The organism is Micromonospora sp. WMMD710 (genome assembly GCF_029626045.1).
Lineage (GTDB): Bacteria > Actinomycetota > Actinomycetes > Mycobacteriales > Micromonosporaceae > Micromonospora.
Map to the genome: position 1 here is coordinate 4,135,786 of NZ_JARUBD010000001.1, position 25,491 is coordinate 4,161,276.

Sequence of the window (25,491 nt, forward strand, 5' to 3'; positions counted from 1 at the left end):
CTGGGCGATGATGGAAGACAGACAGTGAGCCACCCCTCCGGTGCCCGCCCAGGCGCCGCAGCAGAATGCGACGCGACGACGCGCCGCCAGCGCGAGCGGAGAAGACAGGCGTGACGATCCCCTACCCCACCATCCAGCCGACCCCCGCCATCGCCGCGGTGACGCCGCCCTCGGGCGCACCTCGGCCGCGGGTGACGTTCCTGGGGACCGGATACCTCGGTGCGACGTACGCCATCTGTTACGCCGAGCTGGGCTACGAGGTGCTCGGGTTCGACGTCGACGCCGACAAGATCGCGATGCTGAACGCCGGTCAGGTGCCGATCCACGAGCCCGGCCTGGACGAGCTGCTCAAGCGCAACCTCGCCGCCGGTCGGCTGCGGTTCTCGACCGACATCGCGGAAACCGCCGATTTCGGTGACGTGCACTTCATCTGCGTCGGCACCCCGCAGCGGGCCGACGGGATGGGCGCCGACCTGTCGTACGTCGAGGCGTCGGTCACCAGCCTCGCGCAGCACCTGACCCGCAAGGCGCTGATCGTCGGCAAGTCCACCGTGCCGGTGGGCACCGCCGAGTGGGTGGAGCAGCTGGTCGGCAAGCACACCCCCGGCGACCTGGGCGTCGAGGTGGCCTGGAGCCCGGAGTTCCTCCAGGAGGGCTTCGCCGTCGACGACGTGCTGCGCCCCAACCGGATCGTGGTCGGCGTGAAGAGCGAGTGGGCCAACGGCATGCTCTACGCCGCGCACAAGGGCGTCTTCGACCTGGCCGCCACCGAGGACCGCGAGGTGCCCCTGGTGGTCACCGACTTCGCGACCGCCGAGCTGGTCAAGGTCGCCGCGAACGCCTTCCTCGCCACCAAGATCTCCTTCATCAACGCGATGGCCGAGGTCTGCGAGGCCTCCGGCGGCGACGTCACCCAGCTGGCCCGGGCCATCGGATACGACCCGCGCATCGGCAACCGGTTCCTCCAGGCCGGCCTCGGCTTCGGCGGCGCCTGCCTGCCCAAGGACATCCGCGCCTTCCAGGCTCGGGCCCAGGAGTTGGGCGCCGGCGAGGCGCTGCGGTTCCTGCACGAGGTCGACCTGATCAACCTGCGCCGCCGGACCCGGGTCCTCCAGCTCGCCGCGGACCTGCTCGGCCGCCGCTCCGGGCCGGCCGGTCCGGACTTCTCCGGCACCCGGATCGCCGTGCTCGGCGCCACCTTCAAGCCCAACACCGACGACGTCCGCGACGCCCCGGCGCTCGCCGTCGCCGCACTGCTGCAGAAGGCCGGCGCCGACGTGCACGTGTACGACCCGCAGGGCACCGAGAACGCCCGCCGCGCCGTACCCGAGCTGACCTACGAGACCGGCATCAACGAGGCCGTCGCCGACGCCGACCTGGTCTGCGTCCTCACCGAGTGGGCCGACTTCCGCAACGCCGACCCGGTCGCCCTGGGTGAGCTGGTCGCCGGCCGCAAGGTCGTCGACGGCCGCAACTGCCTCGACTCGACACTGTGGACGCAGGCCGGCTGGGAGTACCGGGGCATGGGCCGTCCCTGACGGATCCGACGTTCACGGCCGGTCGCGGAGTCCCCTCCGCGGCCGGCCGTTGTCGTTGTTTGCCCCGGACCCGCCGACAAGTGTCGAAAAACGCGCCAGCATTGGGCATGCTGCGACAGTGGGAGTCCACAGTGCGGGCGGAGGGGTGTCGTGGCGACCTTTCAGTGCTCCTCGTGCGGTCGGGAGATCAAGCCGGCCGTGCGCTGTCCGCACTGCGGTGCCGATCAGCCGCAGTGGGTCGAGCACCTGGCGGACATCGAGCGCTCGATCGCGGAGATGAAGGCGCGCGACGCCGCCATCGCCCGGGAGCAACGGCAGATCGCCGCCAAGATGCAGGCCGCGCTCTTCCAGCGGGACATCCTCGCGCACGCCGGTGAGGAACGGATCAAGCAGGCGACCCGGCCCCGCCGGGTGCTGCGTCGCCGCCCCGGCCGACGCCCACCGACCGCCACCACCGGCGCCCCGCCGCGGGTGCCCCGCCAGGGCACACCACCCGCCCCGGAGGACCCGCCGCCGCCCCCGCCCCGGCCGTCCTGGCTGGACGCCGACGACCCGGAGCATCCACCGGAGGCGTCGTCGCGGGAGGTGCAGAACATCCCGCTCGGGCTGGGCGCGTTGCTGCTCGGCGTGGCCGCGGTGGTCTTCGCGGCGGTGGCGACCAGCTCGATGGACGCGCTGGCCCGGCTCGGCATCCTGCTCCTCGCCACCGCGCTGATGCTGCTCGCCCCACCGGCACTGGCCCGGCGCGGCCTCACCTCGACCGCCGAGACGATCTCCGCGGTCGGCCTGCTGCTGGTGCCGTTGGCCGGGAACGCGCTCTGGGCGGTGGACCGGGTCGGCGTCACCGGCGCGGTCTTCGCCGGTGTGATCTTCGCGGTCACCGCGGCCGTCGCCTTCGGGTACGCGCGCTGGACGGGCCTGCGCGTACCCCGGTTCGCCACCGTGCTCGCCGCGCAGCCGGTGCTGCCCCTGCTGGCCTACGACCGGGTCACCGGGCCGGCCGGCTGGGCCCTGGTGCTGACCCTGGTGGCCCTCTTCGACCTGTGGCTGACCCGCTCCGGGGTGGCGGTCGAGCGGCCCGTCGGGCCGGACCTGCCGGATCCGGTCCCGCCGTCGACGCCCCGCCAACGCGGCAACGAGAGCCGCCCGGAGGGTGACCCGGAGGAAGCCGGCGAGGTCGTCGACGTCGACACCGGGTCCGCCGACCCCCGCCCGACCAGCCCGGTGCCGGGGCTGCGCGAGCTGATCTGGCTGCTGCACGCGGCGGCGATCGCGGTCGCCCTCGCGTACGCGGTCACCGCCCTGCTCCGGGCGCAGACCGTGCCGACGGCTGCCGGGGCCGGGGCGGCACTCCTGCTGGCCGCCGTGGTCGGCCTGGCCGGCGCGCTGGTGCTGCGGCGCCCGCCGCTGCCCGACGTCGCGGCCGGCATCCTCACCCTGGCGGTCATCGGCGCGCTCGGCCGGATCGTCTCGGTGGCACTGCCCGGCCGGTCGCTGCTGCTGATCGCGGCGGTCATCACGGTCACCGGGCTGGCCGTGCGCGCGGTCCCCGAGGCCGCCCGGCGCGGCCCACAGATCGCCTCGGCGGTGGCGCTCACCGTCAGCGGGCTGGTGGTCGCCGGAGGCGCGCTGCGCGCCGGGGTGGCGCCGGTCCGGGCGGCACTTCCCGCCTGGGCCGCCGACCTGGAGCGGTACCCGTCCGAGCTGGCCGCCGCGGTCGGCCCCACCACCTGGCAGCTCGCCGCCGCCGCGTTCCTGCTCACCATCGCCGCCGTGCTGGCCCTGCCACCGGAGATCCGCCGCGAGTTCGCGGTCGCCGGCGCGGCGCTGACCGCGCTCGCCGTACCGGCCTCGTTCGGTCTTGGTTGGACGGTCGCGCCCTGGCCGATGGTCGTCACCGCGATCGGCATCGGGGTGATCGGCCTCTCCGCGCGTACCGGCCGGGCCGCTGTGGCGCACGGCGTCGGTGCCGCCGTGGTGGGCCTGTTCGGGGCGGGCGCCAGCCTCGCGCGGCCGACGCTCACCGCCGCCGTCCTGCTCACCCTCTTCGTGGCCGGCGCACTGGTCGCGCTGGCCTCCCGTGTCCGACTCGCCTCCGAGGCCGCCGACACGGTCACCGCGTGGGCTGCCGGTGGTGCCGCCTTCGCGCTGCCCGGCGCGGTGGCCGCGTTCGTGACCTCCACCATGCCGGTCGACCCCACCCCCACGCCGGCCAGCCTCCGCGAGGTGACCGTCCCGGTGCTCGCGGCGAGCTTCCTGGCCGTCTGCGTGACCCTCGGGTACGCCGCCGTCGTGCAGGTCTCCCAGCGGCGCATCCCCGCGCCACTGTCGGTCGGCACCGGGCTCGGCGCACTGGTCGTCACCGCCGCCGCCTTCGGCGCACCCGGCGCGACCGTCGCCGACGCGTGGGTGGGCGCGTTACTGCTGGTCGCCGCCGTGCTGCTCTTCCTCGCCCCGTCGATCGACGCCGGCCGCCGATCCGACCTCACCCTGGACGGCTCCGACCTGGCCGCGGCGGCGGTGACCACCGCCCTGATCGCGACGCTGGTACGCATCGCGGCGGTACTCACCCCGGGCGGGCAGTTGGCGGTGGCCGCCGGCCTCGTGCTCGTGGTCGCCGTGGGCGCCCGCGCCATGCCCGAGGACTGGCGGCGCGGGCCGATCCTCGGCATCGCCGTCGGCGGCGTACTCATCGGTGTGCTCGCCGGATGGACGGCGCTGCGCGGCGGGGTGGGCGTGCTGGCGACCCCCGGCCCGATCTGGGACGGCGACCTGAGCGGCTGGCCGGCCGCGCCGACCGGCGGCGCCACCTGGCAGGCCCCGGTCGCGCTGGCGCTGCTGGCCGTCGCCGCCGGCATTCTGCTCCCGCCACCCTGGCGCTGGGACGTCTCCGGCGTTGCCGTGGTGCTCGCCACGATCGGCGCACCGGCCGCGTTCGACCTGCCCTGGTGGTCGCCGGTCCTGGTCGGCGGGATGGTCGCCACCGTCTTCGGGATGGCCTCGGTGGCCACCGAGGAGGCCCGGGCCGCGCTGTCCCGGGCCACCGTCGCCGGGGTCGTGGCGCTGCACGCGGCCGGCGCCGGCCTGGTCCGGCCGTGGACGACCGCGCTGGCGCTGGGCAGCATCGCGCTGATCGGCGTGGTGGTGGCCACGCTGGCCCGCGTCCTGGCCGGGCCGCAGGTGGCCGACATCGAGACCGAGGGGATGCCGCCGCACCTGGTGCAGATCGGCGGCGCGGCGACCGGTGCCGCGCTGCTGGCCCTCCCCGGCGCGGTGGCGGCGCTGTCCGCCGAGTTCCACCATTCCGCGCAGGTGGTGCTCACCGCCGCGCTGGCCGCCACCAGCCTCGGTCTGGCCGCCGTTGCCGCCGTCCGGCGACACGTACCGCAGTATCTGCCCTGGGTCAGCGTGGCCGTGGTCGGCGGCGCCACCATCAGCGCGCTCGCGGCGATCCCCACCGGTCTCGCCGCGGGCGTCTACGCGGCCGCCGCCGCCCTGCTCGGTGTACTCGCCGAGTTGATCCGGGCCGCGACCGTGCCGCCGACCGGCTCGGCCCAACCGGTCCGCCGGTGGACGGTGCTGTTCAACGGGGCACTGCGCCGGTTGCCCGACGACCCGGAGAACCGGCGGTGGCGGGTCAGCCCGTCCGCCGGCGCCCTGGCCGCCGCTGCCCTGCCGACCGTCCTGGCGCTCGTCTCGATCGCGCCCGCCCTGATCGCCGCCCTGGTCGAGCCGCACCGGACGTTGACCAGGATCTGGCAGGGGCCACCGCCGGAGCTGCGTACCCCACCGCCGGACGTGGTCGATCCCACCCACGTGCTGACCGCGCTGCTGCTCACCGCGACCGCGGCGCTGGCCGCCACCGGGTTCAGCGGCGGACGACGGTCCCGGGCCGTGCCGGTGGTGCTGCCCGGTGCGGCCGTCACCCTGCTGATCGCGCCCATCGCGCTGGGCAGTGGCTGGCCGGCCAGCACACTCGCCGCGCTCTCCGTCTTCACCATCGCGATGCTCGGCCTCGCGCTGACCCCGCCACCACCACTTGTCGAACCGGCCCGCTCCCTGCGGCTCGCCCGGGTGCTGGTGTTCGTCATCGGGTTGGCCGCCGGAGGCGCGGGCCTGGCCGGCAGCCTCGCCACCCGGGAACTCACCCTGTTCACCCTCGGCGGCGCTGTCGGCGTGGGCGTGGTGGCGGCGCTCTTCGGCACCACCCAGCGGGCCCGCATCCTCGGCTGGCTGTTCACCTCGCTGATGGCACAGCTCTTCGTCCTCACCGCCGGCCTCGTCGTCGGCCTGGCGGAGGTCTGGTCCGCGTTCGGGGTGCTCGCCGTCGGCGCCGCCCTGCAGGTGTTCGCCGCGACCCTGCCCCGCCTGCGCCGACCCGAGGCGCAGCGCGAAGCCTCCACCGTGCAGTGGAGCGGGTACGCGGCCGCGCTCATCGCGCTGGCTCTCGCCTTCGACTCGCCCCGGCACATCGCCGCCCTGCTGGCCGCGTGGGGCGCGGTCCTCGGGGTGGCGGCCACCCGGCCCGGCCGCCGGCCGGTGGAACGACGGATCCTGTTCTGGTCGGTGGTGGCGTGCGAGATCACCGCCTGGTGGATCCTGATGCGGGTCGCCGACGTGGCGCTGCCCGAGGCGTACACGCTGCCGTTCGCCGCCCTGGCCCTGCTGGTCGGCGTACTGGAGCTACGCCACCGTCCGGACTTGAGCAGTTGGGTGGCGTACGGGCCGGCGCTGGTCGCCGCATTCGTGCCGACGCTGGCGATCGTGCTGGCCACCGAGACCAGCACGCTGCGGCAGATGCTCCTGCTGCTCGGCGCGGTCGCCGTGCTGATCTTCGGTTCGTCGAGCCGTCAACAGGCGCCGGTGATCGTCGGTGCGTCGGTCACCGCGATCGCCGCCATCCACGCCCTGTTCAGTCTCGGCCCGTGGCTGGCGCTGATCCCGGTGGGCATCCTGCTGCTGGTGCTCGGCGCCAGCAACGAACGCCGCCGCCGAGCCCAGGAACGTCTACAAACCGCCCTCCGCGGCATGAGATAGAGCCGCAGCCCCGGCGATCTTGCACTTTCTGTCGCGGCAAAAGGTGCGAATGCCGCGTAACGACGACCCAAAGTGCAAGATCGCGGGGGCGCGGCAGGGATCAGCGGAGCGTGGCCTGGAGGGCTGCTTCCTTCTGCGCCACCAGCTCTTCCAGGTCCTGCTGGTAGGTCGCCATCCGGGCACGCAGGCCCTCGTCGGTGGCGCCGAGGATCCGTACGGCCAGCAGGCCGGCGTTGCGGGCATTGCCGATCGACACCGTGGCCACCGGAACGCCGGCCGGCATCTGCACGATGGACAGCAGCGAGTCCATGCCGTCGAGGTGCTTCAGCGGCACCGGCACACCGATCACCGGCAGCGGGGTCACCGAGGCGACCATGCCCGGCAGGGCGGCGGCCCCGCCCGCACCGGCGATGATCACCTTCAGGCCCCGGTCCGCGGCGTCACGGCCGTACTCGATCATCGCCACCGGAGTCCGGTGCGCCGAGATCACCCGGACCTCGTACGACACTCCGAAGTCGTCCAGCACCTCGGCCGCCGCCCGCATGGTCGGCCAGTCCGAGTCGCTGCCCATGATCAGCCCGACCGTGCTCACGTCGACTCTCCTCGATTCGCGGCCGCGGGGGTCACTCGTGCCCCTCGCGCAGCCAGCGCACGGCGCGCGCCGCCCGCGCCCGTACGTCGTCCAGGTCGTCGCCGAGCACCGTGACGTGGCCGACCTTGCGGCCGGGGCGCACCTGCTTGCCGTAGAGGTGCACCTTCGCGCCCGGTTCGGCGGCGAAGAGGTGGTGCAGCCGCTCGTCGATCGACATTCCGCCCGGCTCGCCACCGAGCACGTTCGCCATCACGACCACCGGCGCGGTCAGCGCCGTGTCGCCCATCGGGTAGTCGAGCACCGCCCGCAGGTGCTGCTCGAACTGGGACGTCCGGGCGCCCTCGATGGTCCAGTGCCCGGAGTTGTGCGGGCGCATCGCCAGCTCGTTGACCACGATCGCCGGACGGCCGGCCGCGTCGCGCACCTCGAACAGCTCCACGGCGAGCAGGCCGACCACGCCGAGCGCGGTGGCCAGGTCGATCGCGAGCTGCTGGGTGGAGAGCGCCAGTTCCTCGTCCAGGCCGGGCGCCGGGGCGAGCACCTCGACGTTGATGCCGTCGCGCTGGACCGTCTCGACCACCGGGTACGCGGCCACCTGACCGAACGGCGAGCGGGCCACCTGCACGGCCAACTCGCGGCGCAGCGGCACCCGCTCCTCGACGATCAGCCGGGTGCCACCGGCGAGCAGCGTGCTCGCCAGCTCGGTGGCCTGGGCGGCGTCGTCGACCATCCAGACGCCCCGACCGTCGTAGCCGCCCCGGGCCGCCTTGAGCACCACCGGCCAGCCGACCTGCGTGCCGAAGTCGACCAGCTCGCCCGGCTCGCCGACGGGCCGCCACGCGGGGTTCGGTGCGCCCAGCTCGGTCAGGCGTTCCCGCATGACCTGCTTGTCCTGGGCGTGCAGCAGCGCGTCCGCCGGCGGGTACAGGGTCACGCCCTCCGCCGCGAGCGTGCGGATGTGCTCGTTGGGCACGTGCTCGTGGTCGAAGGTGACCACGTCGCAGCTCTTCGCGAAGGTGCGCAGCGCGGCGAGGTCGGTGTGATCGCCGTACTGGACGTCGGCGGCGACCAGCGCAGCGCCGTCGTCGGGGGCCGCCGCGAGCACGCGCAGTGACTGGCCGAGGGCGATCGCGGCCTGATGGGTCATCCGGGCCAACTGGCCGCCACCCACCATGCCGACAACGGGTAGACCGGTACGGGAATCCATAGCGCGGCCAGCCTATCCGGGCCTTCGACGTGGCCACCCCGGAGGGCCGGCGACCCATCCGGGCGATGCCGGAGCACCGCCCGGGTGGGCCCGCCGGTGACCACCGGGCGTATGTCGGGCTGCGCGGAGCGTGGTGCTGGTCGTGACTTACGGTCCGAACGTCCGGCCGCAACCCGGGTGCTCCGCCGGGCGTGTAACGGGCATCGACGATTCACGCTGGACCATGGGGGGAACGATGAATCTGGCAGTCCTACGCGTCCTCGCGCCGCTGACCGTCCTGGCAGGGCTGACGGCCTGCACCACCGCGTCGCCCGATCCCGTGGCCGGCTCCGGTGCCACGTCGTCCGCACCGAGCGCCACGCCCTCCGGTGCGACGCCAACCAGCGGCGCGACGCCGACCCCCGGCGCGGCACCCGCCACGTCGCCCAGCACCGAGGCCGCCTGCCCGGTGAGCGCCGCGACCCTACAGACGGCATCGGGGCTGGGCAGCACCCACCGGATCGACCCGGAGCACATCGCGTGCGCACGCCGGTGGGCGACGGCCGGAGTGATCGCTGTCGACCCGGGGCAGCAGGGCGACGGAGTGATCGTTTTCGAGTACGCCGCCGGCAGCTGGAAGAAGATCGGCGAGGGCAGCGCCCTCGAATGCAGCCCGTTCGGCATCCCGAACGAGATCGGCGACCAGATCGGCTGTCACGACGACTAGCCGACCGTCAGCGGGCCGCACGCAGCTCGGCGACCAGGTCCTCGACCGAGGTGACCGGTCGCTGGCAGACGAAGCCCCGGCAGACGTACGCGGCGGACCGCCCGTCGACCAGTGGCCGGTCGGCGAGCAGCGGCACGCCGGGCTGGTCCGGCAGGCCGGCGACCACCACCGCGCCGGGCGGGGCGTGCCGCCGGGCCGCGGCCACCAGAGGGTCGCCCGCCGGGTCGTCGGTCACCACGGCGATCTCGTACGGCCCGGAGAGCAGCGCCTCGCCGGACATGGCGGCATACCCGGTGAACCGGGCGTGCCGCGCGACGATCGGTGCCACCGTGGCCAGCGCCGCCTCGGCCGCCTCCCGGTAGCGGGTCTCCCCGGTCAGGGCCGCGTACGCGACCAGACCGGCCACCAACGCCGACCGACCGGACGGGGTGGCGTTGTCGGTCGGGTCGGCCGGCCGGGTGATCAGCCGCTCCGCGTCATCGGCCGTGTCGTAGTACGCGCCGCCGGAGGCGGCGAAGTGGGCCAGCGCGGCGTCCAGCAGCTGACCGGCCGGGGTGAGCCAGCGGCCCTCGCCGGTGAGCTGGTGCAGCGCGCAGAATGCCTCGGCCACGCAGCCGTAGTCCTCCAGTACGCCGGCCGGCTCGCCGACCTTGCCGTCCCGGGAGACGCGGCGCAGCCGGCCGTCCACCAGGTGCGCGCTCGCCAGGTGCTCGGCCGCGTCACGCATCGCGCCGTCGGCCACGATGGTGACGCCCTCCATCAGGTTGGCGTCCTCGTCCTGCCGCGACGCGTACAGCCCGGCGACCTGGAGGAACTCGGCGATGGCGGTGATCGCCAGGCCGTTCCAGGCGGCCACCACCTTGTCGTCGCGAGCCGGCTGGGGGCGGGTGTCGCGGGCCGCGAGCAGCTGCCCCACCACCTGCTGCCAGCGGGCCCGAATCTCGGGTGCGACGTCGTCGACGTCCCGGGCGAGCCGCAGCACGCTCATGCCGTGTTCGAAGGTGCCCGCCTCGGTCACGGTGAACAGGTCGACGGCGAAGCGGCCGTCGTCCTCGCCCAGCGCCTCGACGAGCTGGGCGGGCGTCCAGGCGTAGGTGAGACCCTCGACGCCCTCGGTGTCGGCGTCCAGCGCCGACGCGAAGCCCTCGCCCGGCCGGTGCAGCTCGTCGGCCAGGAACCGGGCGGTGTCCCGGGCGATCCGGCGGGCCAGCGGGTCGCCGGTGAGCCGCCACAGCTGCGTGTAGACGCGCAGCAGCAGCGCGTTGTCGTAGAGCATCTTCTCGAAGTGCGGCACCGTCCAGTGCGCGTCCACCGAGTACCGGGCGAAGCCGCCGGCGAGCTGGTCGTAGATGCCGCCCCGGGCCATCGCCTCGGCGGTGTGTCGGACGATCTCCAGGCTGCGCGGGTCGGCCGTGCGCTGGTGGTGGCGCAGCAGGAAGAGCAGGTTCATGTGCGGCGGGAACTTCGGTGCGCCCCCGAAGCCGCCGTTCGTCGCGTCGTACTCGCCGGCCAGCCCGGCCGCCGCGGCGTCGAGCAGCGTGGCGTCCAGCGGCGCGGTGGGGCCGCCCACGGCCTGCGCGCCGCCGATCGCCTCGACCACGGCGGCGCCCTGGCGCAGCACCTCCTCGCGCTGGTCGGTCCAGGCGGTGGTGACCGACTGGAGCAGCCGGACGAAGTTGGCGCGGGGGAAGTAGGTGCCGCAGAAGAACGGGGTGCCGTCGGGGGCGGCGAAGACCGTCATCGGCCAGCCGCCCTGGCCGGTCATCGCCTGCGTGGCGGTCATGTAGACCGCGTCCACGTCCGGGCGCTCCTCGCGGTCCACCTTGATCGACACGAAGCCGTCGTTCATGAGGGCGGCGACCTGCTCGTTCTCGAACGACTCGTGTGCCATCACGTGACACCAGTGGCAGGCGGCGTAGCCCACCGAAATGATCACCGGGACATCGCGCCGTTTCGCCTCGGCGAACGCCTCGTCGCACCAGGGCCACCAGTCGACCGGGTTGTCGGCGTGCTGGAGCAGGTACGGACTGGTGGCGTCGACGAGTCGGTTCACCCGACGACCATAACCAGCGCCGCCGGGTCCCGCCCGGCGGTCACCCGGCCCGGGCCGCGTGGGCCCGGGCCGGTCGCGGATCAGCCGCGCCGCACCTTGACCCGGGCGGTGTCCGTGTCAGCCACGAAGACGTCGTACGTGGTGTCGTAGGAGGTGGCGTTGGCGGTCACCTCGACGTCGCCCTTACGGAACGGGGTCTCGCTGAACGAGGGCGAACTCGACGTCCAGGCGATCGGGGTGCCCGGCGTGCAGGCCACCTCCGCCCGAACCAGACCCTCGGCGCGCCTGCCGTGCCACGTCTGGGTCAGGCCACCCTCCACGTACACGGTGGCCGGCGCCGTGCAGGTCACCGTGCCGTGCACCGTCACCTCGTCGGTCCCCGGGTCGATCGTGCCCGTCGTGGCCACCTCCACGTCGACGGCGAGCACCGGCGGCGCGGGCGGGAAGGCGACGTGCACCTCGCCCCGGGCCGAGCCCGTCGAGTAGTTGCAGCGCTGCTCGAACGTGGCGTCGAACCGCTCCAGGTAGTCGTGTGGACCCCAGGAGATGTCGGTGACGGTGAACGATCCGGTCTGCCCGAACGGACAGATCCGGTCGTTGCCGGTCAGGGCGATGCCGGGCAGCGGACTCTCGTAGAGGTATTCGGTGGCGCCGGTGTAGGTGCCCACGGTCAGCGGCTGGCCGACCGGCGCGCTCAGCTCGATCGTCCAGGGGCCGGCGGGTGGGTCGAAGACCTGGACGGTGAGGTGGTTCGGCGTGCCCCAGACGTTGAAGCCGTCCCCGGAGGCCGTGGCGAACGAGAAGCTGCCGCCCTCGGTGATCGGGTCGTCCGGATCGCCGGTGACCGTCAGCGAGGCGGACTGCGGCGCCTTGGCCTGTGCGGGTGCGGCGACGGCCAGCGTGCCGAACGCCGCGACGGTCAGCGCGAGCCCCACGGCGAGCAGAGGTCGTTTCCCGCAGAGTCGCATGGTGTCCCTTCGAGAGGAGGACAACGCAGACCGATACATCCGCGCTGTTCGATCGGCTCTAGGGCCTCACCAGGCGGGCGGCCGCCCCGTCCGAAACCGATCAGCGGGGGCGGTCAGGACGCGCCGTCGGCGCGCAGCCGGAAGACGTTCGACTCGGCCGAGTCGCGCAGCGACCCCAGCACCGCGCCGATCTTGTCCGCCGGCATCGGCTTGAAGAAGTGGTAACCCTGCGCGGAGGTGCAGCCCAGCTCGGCCAGCGCCATCCGCTGCTCGGCGGTCTCCACCCCCTCGGCGACCACCCGCAACCCCAGCTCGTGAGCGAGGCCCACGGTGGTCCGTACGATCGCCGCCGCCTCCGGCGAGTCGGCCATCCGGATCACGAACGAGCGGTCGACCTTCAACTCGTCCACCGCGATCCGGGTGAGGAAGGTCAGCGACGAGAAGCCGGTGCCGAAGTCGTCCACGGCGAGCTGCACACCCATCGACCGGAGGGTGGCCAACACCTCGTCGATGATCTCCAGCTCGCTCATCACCACCGTCTCGGTGATCTCCAGGACGAGTCGGCGCGGCGGCACCTGGTGGCGGCGCAACGCGTCGGCGATCTCCGCCGGCAGCCGGGGGTCGAGCAGGCTACGTGCCGACAGGTTGACCGAGATCGGGACGTCCAGCCCCTCCCGTGCCCATTCGGCGGCCACACCGAGCGCCTTGTCCAGCACATACCGGGTGAAGGTGCCGAGCTGCTCGCTGTTCTCCACCGGGCGGATGAAGTCGGCCGGGCCCAGCCAGCCGCGCCGGGGGTGCCGCCAGCGGATCAGCGCCTCCACCCCGGTGGGCGCGCCGGTGGCCAGGTCGACCGCCGGCTGCAACGCCAACACCAGCTGGTCGTCGACCTTCAGCGCCTCGCGCAGCTCGGCGAGGAGGGCGAGCTGGTCGGTGCTGGCCGCGTCCCGGCTGCCGTCGTACGCGGCGACGTTGCCGCCGCCCTCCTTGGCCTGGTACATCGCGATGTCGGCCCGGCGCAGTAGCTCGGTCAGGTCGGCGGTGCCGGCGTCGGCCACCACCACGCCGACGGACACCTCGATCGACATCCGCACCCCGGCCACCTCGGTCGGGGCCGCCAGCCGTTCGGCGATCTCCCGGGCCTGCCGCAGCGCGTGCGCCAACGGGGCGGCCCGGTCGCCGAGCACCGGGGCGGAGGTGAGCAGCAACGCGAACTCGTCGCCACCGAGCCGGCCGAGCAGGTCGCCGGGGCGGGCCATCGCGCTGAGCCGGTTCGCGGTCAGCCGCAGCAGTTGATCGCCGGCGGCGTGCCCGAGGGTGTCGTTGACTTCCTTGAACTGGTTGATGTCCAGCAGCAGCAGCGCCACCGGATGGTCGTGCGCGAGCTGACGCAACGACTGGTCGCCCTTGCCGAGCATGGCCGCCCGGTTGGCCAGCCCGGTGAGCGGGTCGTGCACCGCCTCGTACGACGACCGCGCGGTGACGAGCCGAAGCTCACGGTGGGTCGCGGCGTCGTGCAGCGCCGCGGCGAGCGCGTCACCGAACGCGGCCACGGCGTCGCGTTCCCGGTTGCTGGGCGGGGCGGAGCGGGGGAACCGGACCCGCAGCCGACCGACCGGCGCGGCGCCGACGGAGAGGGCGCGGACCAGCTCGTGCTCGTCCGGCTCCGACAGGTCCGGTGGGCCCACCTCCCGGTCGACCAGTTGGCCGCCCGCATCACCCCGGTAGCGGCGCCAGCGGCCGTCGGCCCGCGCCACGTCGACATCCACCAGCTCGGCGTTGAACAGCGCCAGCGCGCCGGTCACCGCCGCGCTGGCCGCGCCCCGCTCGTCGAGCTGGTTGAGGGCTGCGGTGGCCTCGGCGAAGGCCCGCCACGTCCGGCGTTCCTGGTCGGCGCGCAGACGGTAACGGTAGGTCTGCTGAAGCAGCCAGAGCAGCGGCGGAAGGAGCAACAACCAGCGCGGGTCCAGCTCCAGCAGCGCGACCACCACCAGGCCGACCGCCAGGTTGCCGACGAACATCAGCAGTTTGCCGCGCAGCGCCGCCAGCAGGGGCGGACCGATCGGCAGACCGTGCCGCAGACCCACCGTCACGCCACCGAGCCAGGCGGTCACCAGCAGGTAGGTCACCGACCCGGCGATCACGGCCAGCGCCAGCATCGGGGTGGGCGCGGCGAGCAGCGGCTGCCCCAGCGCGGTGGCCACGGACACCGCCAGCGCCGTGGCGGCGGCCAACGACGCCGCGATCCGGACGATCTCCAGCGCGGGACGACGGTCGTTGTGCAGCGACAGCACCGTCCAGGACAGCCCGGCGCCGAGCAGGGTGGCCGATGGCAGCCAGCCGGCGGGCGCGAGGTAGAGGCAGACGATCAACGCCGCCTCGCCCCAGGTGATGCTGACCATGCCGGCGGGCGAACGGAACCGCAGCCGGGCGAGCTGGGCGATGGCGATGACGGCGACGACGATGCCGAAGCGGGCCGGACCGCCGAGCGGGTCGTCGGGCGGCAGGCTGGCCGGGAGGGTCAACCCCACGGTGGCGGCGGCGAGGGCGGTCAGCGTCAGCGCGGCGGTGAGGACGAGCAGCCGTGCCGGCGTACCCCGCACCCCGAGCCGGTCGAACGGGTCGCCGGCCGGGCCGGAGGTCATCGACCTTCCCCGTCAGCCGACCGGGCGACGGTACGACGGGCGGCCGGTGCTGTCACTGTCATCGGCGCCCCCTCCCGCGCATGGCTCGGGGACTTTTGGTCCCCCCGGCGGAAGGCTAAGCCAAACCGGGTGGTCGCAACAGGGGGCGACCACCCGGTTCGGCGTGAATCATGCGGGGACTACCCGTTACGCTGCTGCTGGTGCCCGTTGGGAGCGGGCGTGGATGAATCGCCGCCCGCGGTCCCGTCTGTCGGATCAGCGACTGCCGAATCGACCCTGGTCGGGTCGGCCGGCCGCCCCTGCGGGGGGAACCGGTCAGGCAACCGACGCAGCCGGGCGTTCATGTTGCGGATCAGCAGGATGGTCGCGGTGGCCAGCAGCAGGATGAGGAAGAGGCCCATCGGGCCGGCCAGCCCGCCCGTGCGGGTGTCCCCGAAGTTGTTCTCCGCGAGCACCTGGGCAGCGGTCAGCATGGCGTTCCTCCGATGTGCGGTTGATTATCAGGGTAGCGCCGCCGGGAATCAGCGCGCGTGCACCGTCTCCCGCACACCGGCGAAAAGGTCGGACTCGGGCATCGGGCTGTCCACCATCGATCGGGCCAGCTCGTAGTCCTCGGTCGGCCAGGCACGCTGTTGCAGCTCCATCGGGACGTGGAACCAGAACCCGTCCGGGTCGACCTGGGTGGCGTGGGCACGCAACGCGTCGTCGCGGACCGGGAAGTACTCGGCGCACTCGACCCGCGTGGTGATCCGGGGGCCCTTGTCCGGGCGGTCCTCCCAGCGCGTGAGCCACTCCTCGTACGGCGACTCCTTGCCGGCGGCGAGCATGCCCTCGTGCAGAGCCATGATCTTGGCCTTGGAGAAGCCGATGTCGTAGTAGAGCTTCAACGGCTGCCACGGGGCACCCAGCTCCGGGTACCGCTCCGGGTCGCCGGCGGCCTCGAACGCGGCCACGCTCACCTTGTGACACATGATGTGGTCGGGGTGCGGGTAGCCACCCTCCTCGTCGTACGTGGTCACCACGTGCGGACGGAACTCGCGCATCAGCCGCACCAGCGGACCGGCGGCCACCTCGACGTCCTGGAGGGCGAAGCAGCCCTCCGGCAGCGGCGGCAGCGGGTCGCCCTCGGGCAGCCCGGAGTCGACGAAGCCGAGCCAGGCCTGCTCGACGCCGAGGATCGCCCGCGCGGCGTCCATCTCGGCGCGCCGGATGTCGGCGATGTTGGCCCACACGTCGGGCCGGTCGAGCTTGGGGTTGAGCACGCTGCCGCGCTCACCGCCGGTGCACGTCACCACCAGGACGTCCACCCCCTCGGCGACGTACTTTGCCGTGGTCGCCGCACCCTTGCTCGACTCGTCGTCCGGGTGCGCGTGGACGGCCATGAGACGCAGTTGCTCTGCCAACTTCGGCGCTCCTCGTCTGTGCCGGACGGTGGATCCGACCGGACTCAACCGGCGTGACCTGCCGGGGATCCTCCGCACCCCGCCACCGGTAGCACCGCGCGGGGCCCGACCTGCCATTCCTGCGGCTGCGCCGGGCTGGGAAGATGGACTCTGTCATTCTTGCCGATGCCGCCGACAACAACGCCAGGAGATACCCGCCGGTGACCGAGACGCACGCCACAATTTCACCGGGCGCGCCGGTTTTTCCCGCCGGACGCTACGGCCGCCGCCGGGCACCCGGCGGAAAGACCCGTCGTACGCTGCTGGCCGGCCTGGTGCTTCTGGTGCTGGTGACCGCGCTGACGCTGATCTCGTTCCGGCTCTACCGGCAGTACGGCGATCCGGCGTACGACGCCCAGGTGATCACGTACACCGACATCACGGACAGCCAGGTGCTGGTCGACTTCCGGGTGACCGTGCCGCCGGGCGGATCGGCGGTGTGCGTGCTGCGCGCCCGGGACCGCGCCGGGGTCGAGGTGGCCCGCGAGGAGATCACGGTGACCGCGGCCGCCGGCGATCGGCACGTCACCACCCGGCACCGCCTCGCCACCACCGCGCGGCCGTTCATCGGCGAGGTACTGCGCTGCCGACCCCCCGCCTGAGCTGCGAAAACATCTCCCTCAGCGGGTGTCTGGGGCCGACCACCTCCGGTGCTCGGTACGGGCACCGGTGGTGATGGCCGACACGCTGTGTCGTACTGCACTGGTAACTTGGTAATTCACCTGTCAGCCAGCCACGCACAACTGAGGAGACCGCCTGTGTCCACTGGCAACGAGGCGCCCGCCACCTGGCTGTCCCAGGACGCGTACGACCGCCTCCAGGCCGAGCTCGACGAGCACATCGCCAACCGCCCGGCGATCGCAGCCGAGATCAACGCCCGGCGCGAGGAGGGCGACCTGCGGGAGAACGGCGGCTACCACGCCGCCCGCGAGGAGCAGGGCAAGGCCGAGGGTCGCATCCGCTACCTCCAAGAGCTGCTGCGTACCGCCAAGGTCGGCGAGGCGCCGACGGCGGACGCGGTGTCGCCCGGCATGGTCGTGACGATCTACTTCGACGACGACACCGACGACACCGAGACGTTCCTGCTGGGCTCCCGAGAGATCGCGGCCACCACCGACCTGACCGTCTACAGCCCCGAGTCCGCGCTCGGCAAGGCGATCCTGGGCGGCCGGGCCGGGCAGACCTGCACCTACACGGCGCCCAGCGGCGCCGACATCAAGGTGACCGTGGTCAGCTTCGAGCCGTTCTCCGGCTAGTCGTCGCCGGCTCCACCGCACGATCAGACGCGCATCCGAGGCGTGGCACCCGTTGGTGTCACGCCTCGGCGGCGAACACCACCTGGTAGCCGCTGGCCCGCAGTGCGCTGATGAGCGTGTCCGAGTGCTCCACACCCCGGGTCTCCACCGACAGCGCCACCTCCACCTCGCCGAGGCTCAGGTGCGGGTTGGCCCGCTGGTGCTCCACGTCGACCACGTTCGCCCGGTGCTCGGCGATCTGGCTGAGCAGCGAGGCCAACTGTCCCGGTCGGTCCGAGCAGCGCACCGTCACCCGCAGGTAGCGTCCCGCGGCCGCCAGACCGTGCTCGATCACACGCATCATCAGCAGCGGATCGATGTTGCCGCCGGACAGCACGGCGACCACCGGTGTCTCCACCTGCACCACACCGGCCAGCAGCGCGGCCACGCCGACCGCGCCGGCCGGCTCGACCACCTGCTTGCCCCGCTCCAACAACATCAGCAGCGCCCGGGAGATGTCCTCCTCGGAGACCGTGACGACCTCGTCGACCAGCTTGCGGACGTGGTTGAAGGTGATCACCCCGGGACGGCCGACCGCGATGCCGTCCGCGATGGTGGCGAAGGCGGGCAGCCGGACCGGCTCCCCGGCCGCCAGGGAGGGCGGGAAGGCCGCCGCACCGGCCGCCTGCACCCCGATGATCCGGATGTCCGGCCGCAGCGCCTTGGCCGCCACCGCCATGCCTGAGATCAGTCCGCCGCCACCCACCCCGGTGATGATGGTCCGCACGTCCGGGCACTGTTCGAGGATCTCCAGCGCCACCGTGCCCTGCCCGGCGATCACGTCCGGGTGGTCGAACGGGTGGATCAGCACCGCTCCGGTGCGCTCGGCGTACGTCTGAGCGGCGACCAGCGCCTCGTCGACGGTGTTGCCGGCCAACTCGACCTGCGCGCCGTACCTTTTGGTGGCGGCGACCTTCGGCAGCGGCGCGTTGACCGGCATGAAGACCGTTGCGTGCGTGCCGACCAGGCCGGCCGCGAGAGCCACGCCCTGGGCGTGGTTACCGGCGCTCGCCGCGACGACGCCGCGTTCCCGCTCCTGGGCCGACAACCGGGAGATCCGCACGTACGCGCCGCGCACCTTGTACGAGCCGGCGCGCTGGACGTTCTCGCACTTGAGCCAGGTCGGCCCGCCCAGCGCCGCGCTCAACGGCCGGGAGGGCTCCAGCGGGGTGGTCCGGATGACGCCGTCGAGCAGTTTCCGCGCAGCCCGCACGTCGTCGAGGCCGACCAGTTCCGTCATGCCCCGATCGTGCCACCCGCCTCCGGCGGCCCCGGCGGCGACACCGGGCCCGGCTGAGCCGCTGGCGGGACCTGGGCCACCGGGCCCGGCTGAGCCGCTGGCGAGACCTGGGCCACCGGGCCCGGCTGGGCCACCGCCGACACGTGAACAGCCGTCGAGACCTGAGCCACCGGCGAGACCTGGGCCGGCGGCCAGACCGGGGCGGTCAGCGCGACGATGCGCGCACACCGTAGACGATCATGCAGCGGCCGGCGACCCCGTTCCGACCCGGGGATAGCCGGGGGCGTGACGCGCCCACGGAGCGGCCATCTCGAACTGACCCGCCACGCCGAGCAGCAGCAGCTCCGAGCCGGGCGGGCCGACCAACTGCACGGCCACCGGCAGGCCGTCCGGGCGGCGACCCACCGGCACGACGATCGCCGGCAGGCCGGCGATGTTCCACGGCGCCGCGTACGGGGCGTACCGGATGCTGGCCGTCATGTTCGCCCGCCACGACCGGTCTGACCACCGCGCGGCCTCCGGCGGAGCGGTGGCCAGCGCCGGGGTGAGCAGCAGGTCGACCGAGTGGTCGGTGAAGAAGTCGGTGGACCGCTGCCGCCAGGCAGCCCGGTCGGCCTCCCGGACGTACCCGCGACGCTGCGCCCACTCGCCCAACGCGACGTGTCGACGGCTGCGCCGTTGCAGGCCGCGCCGGTCCAGACCGGAGGCCCGCACATCGGCAGCGGCGGCGGCGAACCAGGTGGCGATGCCCTGCAGGCCGAGCGCGGTGGGGTAGACCGGATCGGCCGGTACGGTGTCGTGCCCGGCGGCGGCGAGCAGCCGGCCGGCAGCGGCGACCGCGTCGCGGTTGGGCCCGTCCGGTGCGACGCCACGCACCGGCGACCGCAGCGAGACACCCACGCGCAGTCGCTGCGGTGGGACCAGCTTCTCCTGCCGCCGCCCGGCGAGCACCGAGAAGCCGACCGCGGCGTCGGCGACCGTGCTGGTCAGCATGCCGTGCTCGGTGAGACCGAACCAGTCGTCCGCGCCGAGCTGGCAGGGGACCACGCCCCGACCCGGCTTCAGCCCGACCAGCCCGCAGCAGGCGGCGGGGATCCGGATCGAACCGAGACCGTCGTCGCCGTGCGCGATCGGCACCAGCCCGGCGGCCACCGCGGCGGCCGCGCCGCCGGAGGAACCGCCAGGGGTACGCGAGCTGTCCCACGGGTTGCGGGTCACCGCGCTGTCGTCGTCGGTGAGTGCCCACAGGCCTAGCTCGGGCATCCGGGTCACGCCCAGGATCACCGCGCCGGCGCCGCGTAGCCGGCGGACCACCTCATGGTCGGCCTCCGCGACGTCGGTACGGACTGCGGCCGACCCGTTCCAGGTGGGCAGGCCGGCGACCGGAGTGTTCTCCTTCACCGCCACCGGCACCCCGGCGAGGGGCAGGTTGGCCAGGTCCTCCTGCTCGTCGACCTTCTCCGCCTCGGTGATCGCCTCGCCGCCGCGAACGGCGCGGAACGCGGCCAGTTCGCGGTCGGCGGCAGCGATGTACTCGAGGTGGTCGGCGACGACCTGAGTGGCCGAGACGTCGCCCCGGCGCACCCCCCGGGCGATCTGCTTGGCGGTCGCCCCGACCCAGGTCGCCATGATGTCCTGCACGGCCATCCTCCCCAGCGGTCAGCCCAGTGCCTGCTCCAGATCGGCGAGCAGGTCGTCGACCGTCTCGATGCCGACAGACAGTCGCACGAGATCGCCGGGAACTTCAAGCGGCGAGCCGGCAGCACTTGCGTGTGTCATCCGGCCGGGGTGCTCGATCAGGGATTCCACTCCGCCGAGCGATTCGGCGAGCACGAAGAGCTTCGTGCGGTTGCAGATCTCCACGGCGTGGTCCTCGCCGCCGGACGCCCGGAACGAGATCATGCCGCCGAAGCGGCGCATCTGCTTGGCGGCCACCTCGTGACCGGGGTGCGAGGGCAGCCCCGGGTAGATCACCTCGGCCACCTTGGCGTGCCCGTCGAGGTAGCCGGCGAGCCGCTCGGCATTGTCGCAGTGCCGGTCCATCCGTACCCCGAGGGTCTTGATGCCGCGCAGGGTGAGCCAGGCGTCGAACGGGCCGTTGATCGCGCCCATCGCGTTCTGGTGGTAGCGCAGCTCCTCGCCGAGCGCGGCGTCGGCGACGACGAGTGCGCCGCCGACCACGTCGGAGTGCCCGCCGATGTACTTGGTGGTGGAGTGCACGACCACGTCCGCGCCGTACGCGATCGGCTGCTGGAGGTACGGCGAGGCGAAGGTGTTGTCGACCACCAGCAGCGCGCCCGCGTCGTGCGCGACACCGGCCAGGGCGGCGATGTCGGCGATGCCGAGCAACGGGTTGGTCGGCGTCTCCACCCAGACGATCTTCGTACGGCCGGGCTGCACGGCGGCCCGGATCGCAGCCGGGTCGGAGACCTTGGCCGGGGTGAACTCCAGGCCCCAGCGCCGGGCGACCCGGGCGAAGAGCCGGTAGGTGCCGCCGTACGCGTCGTCCGGGATGATCACGTGGTCGCCCGGCTGGCAGACGGCCCGCAGCAGGGCGTCCTCGGCCGCCAGGCCGCTGGCGAAGGCGAGCCCGACCGGGCCACCCTCCAGCGCCGCCAGGCACTCCTGCAGGGCGTCGCGGGTCGGGTTGCCGGAGCGGCTGTACTCGTAGCCGAGCCGGGGCGCGCCGACGGCGTCCTGGGCGTACGTGCTGGTCTGATAAATCGGTGGAATCACCGCGCCGGTGCGGGCCTCAGGGTCCTGACCGGCGTGGATAGCGAGCGTCTCGAAGCCGTGACTCATTCTGGTGAGGCTAGTGCCCCGCTCGGCGGGCCGGGGCGGAGCCGGGCAGGCGGCATAGCCTGGACCGATGAGCGGGTGCGTGTTCTGCGACATCGTGGCGGGTACGGTGCCGGCGTTCCGGGTCGCCGACGAGCCGGACGGGGTGGCTTTCCTGGACACCCGGCCGGTGTTCAAGGGGCACGTGCTGGTGGTCCCCCGGGTCCACCTGGTCACCCTGGCCGAACTGCCGGCCGACCTGCTGCCGGGCTACTTCGCGCTGGTTCGGCGGATGGCCGTGGCGGTCCAGACCGGTCTGGGGGCCGGCGGGACGTTCGTCGCGATGAACAACACGGTGTCCCAATCGGTGCCGCACCTGCACACCCACGTGGTACCGCGGACCAAGGGCGACGGGCTGCGCGGCTTCTTCTGGCCGCGTACCCGTTATGCCGACGACGCCGAGGCCCGCGCCCACGCCGACCGGGTGGCCGCCGCCCTCCCGGCAGGGGCCTGAGTCACACTGGCGCGGGTAAGGAAGGAAGGCCCACCGGTGTTACACGCTGGGAGAGGTATGAGAGGAGTCCCACCGTGTTCCTGCGCCGTATGAACGCCGAGATGGTCTCGCCCGACCAGGCTCTGCCCGGCCGCCCGATCGCCATGCCGGTCGCCGACCGGCACGAGGTCCTGGGCACCCCGCTCAAGGGCCCGTTCCCGGAGGGCCTGCAGGTCGCCGTCTTCGGCATGGGCTGTTTCTGGGGCGCCGAGCGGCTGTTCTGGACGCTGCCCGGCGTCTACACCACCTCCGCCGGCTACGCCGGTGGCATCACCAAGAACCCGACGTACGAGGAGACGTGTTCCGGCCGCACCGGGCACGCCGAGGTCGTCCAGGTGGTGTACGACCCCAGCAAGATCAACTATGAGGACCTGCTGAAGGTCTTCTGGGAGAACCACGACCCCACCCAGGGCATGCGCCAGGGCAACGACGTGGGCACCCAGTACCGCTCGGCGATCTACACGACCACCGACGAGCAGCGGACCATTGCGGAGTCGTCCCGGGACGCGTTCCAGCCGATCGTGACGCGGGCCGGCAAGGGTGAGATCACCACCGAGATCGCCCCGCTCGGCAGCTACTACTTCGCCGAGGACTACCACCAGCAGTACCTGGCACCCACGAAGAACCCGAACGGGTACTGCAACCACGGTCCGAACGGCCTGAGCTGCCCGGTCGGCGTGGCGCGCGTCGGCGGCTAGCCGGCGGCGGGGCCTGCTACGTCTCAGCGACGTACACGCCCGACCCCCGGACGCCAACCACGATCCCCCGCGCTTCACACCTCGTCGGGAGCCTGCGGCAGGCTCGACTGCCAGCTTTCCGGTTGTGCCATCCTGGCGAGAATCATCCCGCCACCGTTTCCGGTCAGGCGCTCCTCCTCCGGGTTACCGCCTTGGGGGCCGCACCGGGGTCGGTTCCACCCACGCGGGGAGCCTGTGTCGATGACTGGTCCCCGGAGGCGGGGGGTGTCGGCGTTTGCCGGAACCCAGGGCTGGACAGACGCGACATGTTCGCGTCGAACTCCTGCCGACCGCCGTACCCGCTATCGGGCGACGCGCGCCACGGCGACACCGGATGAGTGCTGGCGGAATGTCCCACGCGCTGACGCCATGCCTCGATGCCGGGAGCACGGGCTGCGGCAGCGGCCTGCTGGTGCTGCTGTCGCCGCGCCTCGTCGGCGTAGGCCTGAGCGTTCCGGATGCCGTGCTGCGGATCGTTCTGATCGGTGAACCCGCCTCTGTTTGCGAGTCGGAACCCGAGCGTGCCGAGCGTGTCGGCGATGAGCGCGTGGTCGACGGGACGGTTGTTTCTCATCTCGTTGTATTGCCGCTGAATCACTGCCTGCTCAGCCTGGGCACCGAGGCGGAACAGAGCGCTCGTGGCATCTGCCAAACTGCGCTCATAGGACATGGGGTGCCTGCCAACTACATCGTAACGTCCGGTCGAGGACTACAACGGGACGGAAGGCAGTCGGTTCATGGCGGTGAGCCAACCGATCGCTGATCGCGGCGCCGACCCACGAACTGGCATGGGCGGGGTGATCGTCGCAGCTGGCGCTACAGCCGACCTCCAGCGCGACGCAACGCCCGGCTGCCGCACGACCTCGAGGGCCGCTACCGACAGGTGGCCGGGCATTCCCGTTCGGCCCTGTGATCGAAATCCGTTGCCGAGCCCCGCGAGGACTCGATAACGTGGCCGTACACGCGAAAGGAGGTGGTCCAGACTTGTATAGCAATCGGACTCGTGAGGTGGCTGTCCGCTAGCCGCTGTCCTCGACAGTGATCGGTCCGCCGACAGGCGGGCACCAGCACCATCGTCGGGACCGTGTGGCAGCGGTGCGGCGAATTCCAGACAGCCACCCGACCCCCGGGGTGCCGGCCCAGTCCAGCCGGCCCGCGCGACAGCGCGGAGCGCCCCGGGGGTCGCTTCATATCCGGAGGACCGGCGATGTCGATGCGCGAACTGGTGGTGCTGGGGACGGCCAGCCAGGCGCCGACCCGGCAGCGCAACCACAACGGGTACGTGCTGCGCTGGGACGACGAGGTGATCCTCTTCGACCCGGGTGAGGGCACCCAGCGCCAGTTCCTGCACACCACGGTCACGGCCACCGACCTGACCCGGATCTGCGTCACCCACTTCCACGGCGACCACTGCCTGGGCCTGCCCGGCACCATCCAGCGACTCTCCCTGGACCGGGTGGCGCATCCGGTTGCCGTGCACTTCCCGGCCGGTGGCGCCGAGTACTTCGCCCGGCTGCGGCACGCCACCTCGTTCTACGAGACCGCCGAGCTGGCGGTGACCCCGATCGAGACCGACGGGCAGCGCATCGCGCTGGGCTGCGGCCTCCTGGAGGCACGCCGGCTACGGCACCCCATCGAGACGTACGGGTACCGGCTCGTCGAGCCGGACGGGCACCGGATGCTGCCGGAAAGGCTGGCCGCGTACGGCATCGCCGGGCCGGCCGTCGGCGAGCTGATCCGCGTGGGGCACCTCGACCTCGACGGACGCCGCGTCACCCGGGCCGAGGTGAGCGTGCCCCGGCCGGGGCAGCGGTTCGCCTTCGTGATGGACACCGGCCTCTGCGACGGGGTGTACGCCCTCGCCGAGCACGCCGACCTGCTGGTCATCGAGTCGACGTTCCTGGAGTCGGAGGCCGCGTTGGCCGCCGAGGTCGGCCACCTGACCGCGGCGCAGGCCGCCCGGGTGGCGACCGAGTCCGGGGTACGACGGCTGGTGCTCACCCATTTCTCCCAGCGGTACCCCGACCCGCGCCGGTTCCACGACGAGGCGCGCGCCCACTTCGACGGCGACCTGATCATCGCCGAGGATCTGACCACGGTGCAGGTTCCGCCCCGCCGGGTAGCCTCGGCCGAGTGACCGTCACGCTCCGTCCAGCGACCGGTGACGACCTGATGGGGGTGGGTGCGTTGCACCAACGTTCCCGGGTCGCCGCGTACTCCTCGTTCCTGCCGCCCGAGGCGCTGGTCGAGCCGACGGAAGAGGCGATGGGGTGGTACTGGACCGAGCGGTGGCGCTGGGAACGGGACGTCCACCGGATGACCGTGGCGGAGCGCGCCGGGGCGCTGGTCGGGTTCAGCTACCTGGGCCCGGATGACGAGGGTGGCCCGGCGACCGGGCTGCTCAACGCGCTCCACCTGGACCCGCGCGAGCAGGGCCGGGGCACCGGCCGCGCGCTGATGGTGGACGCCCTGGATGCGATGCGCGCCCAGGGTTGGCGCCGCGCGGTGCTGTGGGTGCTGCGGGACAACGCCCACGCCCGCGCCTTCTACGAGCGCGGCGGCTGGACCCTGACGGGCGCGCAACGCGACGAGTACATCGGCCCCGTCCCAACCCCCCAGCTCCGCTACACCCGCCCCCTGTAGCTCTTCTGCCTCCCGCCCCCACCCTCCCATTCCGTCGATCATGGAGTTGTGGTGGGC

Annotated in this window: 20 protein-coding genes; 10 read left to right on the plus strand and 10 right to left on the minus strand. The window is 73.0% G+C overall.

Annotated elements, in window-relative coordinates:
* Positions 1-110: 110 nt before the first annotated feature.
* Both O7620_RS19035 and O7620_RS19040 read left to right on the plus strand, forming a co-directional pair.
* The gene (locus O7620_RS19035) at positions 111-1,538 is read left to right on the plus strand and encodes a UDP-glucose/GDP-mannose dehydrogenase family protein (RefSeq protein WP_151489352.1); all 1,428 of its coding nucleotides are present in this window, start codon (positions 111-113) and stop codon (positions 1,536-1,538) included.
* 150 nt (positions 1,539-1,688) lie between these two features.
* Complete coding sequence (locus O7620_RS19040; protein ID WP_278124186.1) at positions 1,689-6,575, plus strand: permease; 4,887 nt, start codon at positions 1,689-1,691, stop codon at positions 6,573-6,575.
* A gap of 100 nt (positions 6,576-6,675) precedes the next feature.
* Here the strand turns inward: O7620_RS19040 and purE are convergent, their stop codons facing one another.
* Entirely contained in the window at positions 6,676-7,167 is a 492-nt protein-coding gene (purE, locus tag O7620_RS19045) for a 5-(carboxyamino)imidazole ribonucleotide mutase (protein ID WP_151490845.1), read from the minus strand.
* Positions 7,168-7,198: 31 nt separating this feature from the next.
* A complete protein-coding gene (locus O7620_RS19050) occupies positions 7,199-8,374 on the minus strand; it encodes a 5-(carboxyamino)imidazole ribonucleotide synthase (protein WP_278124188.1) in 1,176 nt (391 codons plus the stop codon).
* Positions 8,375-8,609: 235 nt separating this feature from the next.
* Here O7620_RS19050 and O7620_RS19055 point away from each other — a divergent pair, with 235 nt between their 5' ends.
* Positions 8,610-9,080, plus strand: coding sequence for a hypothetical protein (locus tag O7620_RS19055; RefSeq protein WP_278124190.1), 471 nt, complete (start codon positions 8,610-8,612; stop codon positions 9,078-9,080).
* A 7-nt stretch (positions 9,081-9,087) separates the two neighbouring features.
* Here O7620_RS19055 and O7620_RS19060 read toward each other — a convergent pair whose 3' ends face one another.
* The 5 genes from O7620_RS19060 to mca form a co-directional block, all read right to left on the minus strand.
* A complete protein-coding gene (locus tag O7620_RS19060; protein WP_278124192.1) occupies positions 9,088-11,133 on the minus strand; it encodes a thioredoxin domain-containing protein in 2,046 nt (681 codons plus the stop codon).
* An 80-nt stretch (positions 11,134-11,213) separates the two neighbouring features.
* On the minus strand, positions 11,214-12,101 hold the full coding sequence (locus O7620_RS19065) for a hypothetical protein (protein ID WP_278124193.1): 888 nt from the start codon (positions 12,099-12,101) through the stop codon (positions 11,214-11,216).
* 113 nt (positions 12,102-12,214) lie between these two features.
* Complete coding sequence (locus O7620_RS19070) at positions 12,215-14,746, minus strand: bifunctional diguanylate cyclase/phosphodiesterase (RefSeq protein ID WP_278124194.1); 2,532 nt, start codon at positions 14,744-14,746, stop codon at positions 12,215-12,217.
* A gap of 179 nt (positions 14,747-14,925) precedes the next feature.
* On the minus strand, positions 14,926-15,219 hold the full coding sequence (locus O7620_RS19075; RefSeq protein ID WP_151490839.1) for a hypothetical protein: 294 nt from the start codon (positions 15,217-15,219) through the stop codon (positions 14,926-14,928).
* A gap of 48 nt (positions 15,220-15,267) precedes the next feature.
* The gene (mca, locus tag O7620_RS19080) at positions 15,268-16,149 is read right to left on the minus strand and encodes a mycothiol conjugate amidase Mca (RefSeq protein WP_151490838.1); all 882 of its coding nucleotides are present in this window, start codon (positions 16,147-16,149) and stop codon (positions 15,268-15,270) included.
* 200 nt (positions 16,150-16,349) lie between these two features.
* Here mca and O7620_RS19085 point away from each other — a divergent pair, with 200 nt between their 5' ends.
* Entirely contained in the window at positions 16,350-16,790 is a 441-nt protein-coding gene (locus O7620_RS19085; protein ID WP_278124195.1) for a DUF4307 domain-containing protein, read from the plus strand.
* 156 nt (positions 16,791-16,946) lie between these two features.
* Positions 16,947-17,444 (plus strand): transcription elongation factor GreA, encoded by a 498-nt coding sequence (gene greA, locus O7620_RS19090; protein WP_151490837.1) that lies wholly within the window; start codon positions 16,947-16,949, stop codon positions 17,442-17,444.
* 58 nt (positions 17,445-17,502) lie between these two features.
* Here greA and ilvA read toward each other — a convergent pair whose 3' ends face one another.
* The 3 genes from ilvA to O7620_RS19105 all read right to left on the minus strand — a co-directional run bounded on the left by ilvA (position 17,503) and on the right by O7620_RS19105 (position 21,525).
* The gene (ilvA, locus tag O7620_RS19095; protein ID WP_151490836.1) at positions 17,503-18,723 is read right to left on the minus strand and encodes a threonine ammonia-lyase; all 1,221 of its coding nucleotides are present in this window, start codon (positions 18,721-18,723) and stop codon (positions 17,503-17,505) included.
* 237 nt (positions 18,724-18,960) lie between these two features.
* Positions 18,961-20,370: an amidase family protein gene (locus O7620_RS19100; RefSeq protein ID WP_278124196.1), complete on the minus strand. Its 1,410-nt coding sequence runs from the start codon at positions 20,368-20,370 to the stop codon at positions 18,961-18,963.
* Between the two features lie 12 nt (positions 20,371-20,382).
* Complete coding sequence (locus tag O7620_RS19105) at positions 20,383-21,525, minus strand: cystathionine gamma-synthase (protein WP_151490834.1); 1,143 nt, start codon at positions 21,523-21,525, stop codon at positions 20,383-20,385.
* Between the two features lie 67 nt (positions 21,526-21,592).
* Here O7620_RS19105 and O7620_RS19110 point away from each other — a divergent pair, with 67 nt between their 5' ends.
* The 5 genes from O7620_RS19110 to O7620_RS19130 all read left to right on the plus strand — a co-directional run bounded on the left by O7620_RS19110 (position 21,593) and on the right by O7620_RS19130 (position 25,434).
* The gene (locus O7620_RS19110; protein ID WP_278124197.1) at positions 21,593-22,015 is read left to right on the plus strand and encodes an HIT family protein; all 423 of its coding nucleotides are present in this window, start codon (positions 21,593-21,595) and stop codon (positions 22,013-22,015) included.
* 74 nt (positions 22,016-22,089) lie between these two features.
* Positions 22,090-22,752 carry a peptide-methionine (S)-S-oxide reductase MsrA gene (msrA, locus tag O7620_RS19115; protein ID WP_269681088.1) on the plus strand — a complete coding sequence of 221 codons (663 nt, stop codon included), beginning with the start codon at positions 22,090-22,092 and terminating at the stop codon, positions 22,750-22,752.
* Positions 22,753-23,140: 388 nt separating this feature from the next.
* On the plus strand, positions 23,141-23,554 hold the full coding sequence (locus O7620_RS19120; RefSeq protein WP_278124199.1) for a hypothetical protein: 414 nt from the start codon (positions 23,141-23,143) through the stop codon (positions 23,552-23,554).
* Between the two features lie 444 nt (positions 23,555-23,998).
* Entirely contained in the window at positions 23,999-24,928 is a 930-nt protein-coding gene (locus O7620_RS19125) for a ribonuclease Z (RefSeq protein WP_278124200.1), read from the plus strand.
* Positions 24,925-25,434, plus strand: a complete 510-nt coding sequence (locus O7620_RS19130) for a GNAT family N-acetyltransferase (RefSeq protein ID WP_278124202.1) — start codon at positions 24,925-24,927, stop codon at positions 25,432-25,434. Before O7620_RS19125 ends, O7620_RS19130 begins: the two co-directional genes overlap by 4 nt.
* Positions 25,435-25,491 lie beyond the last annotated feature (57 nt).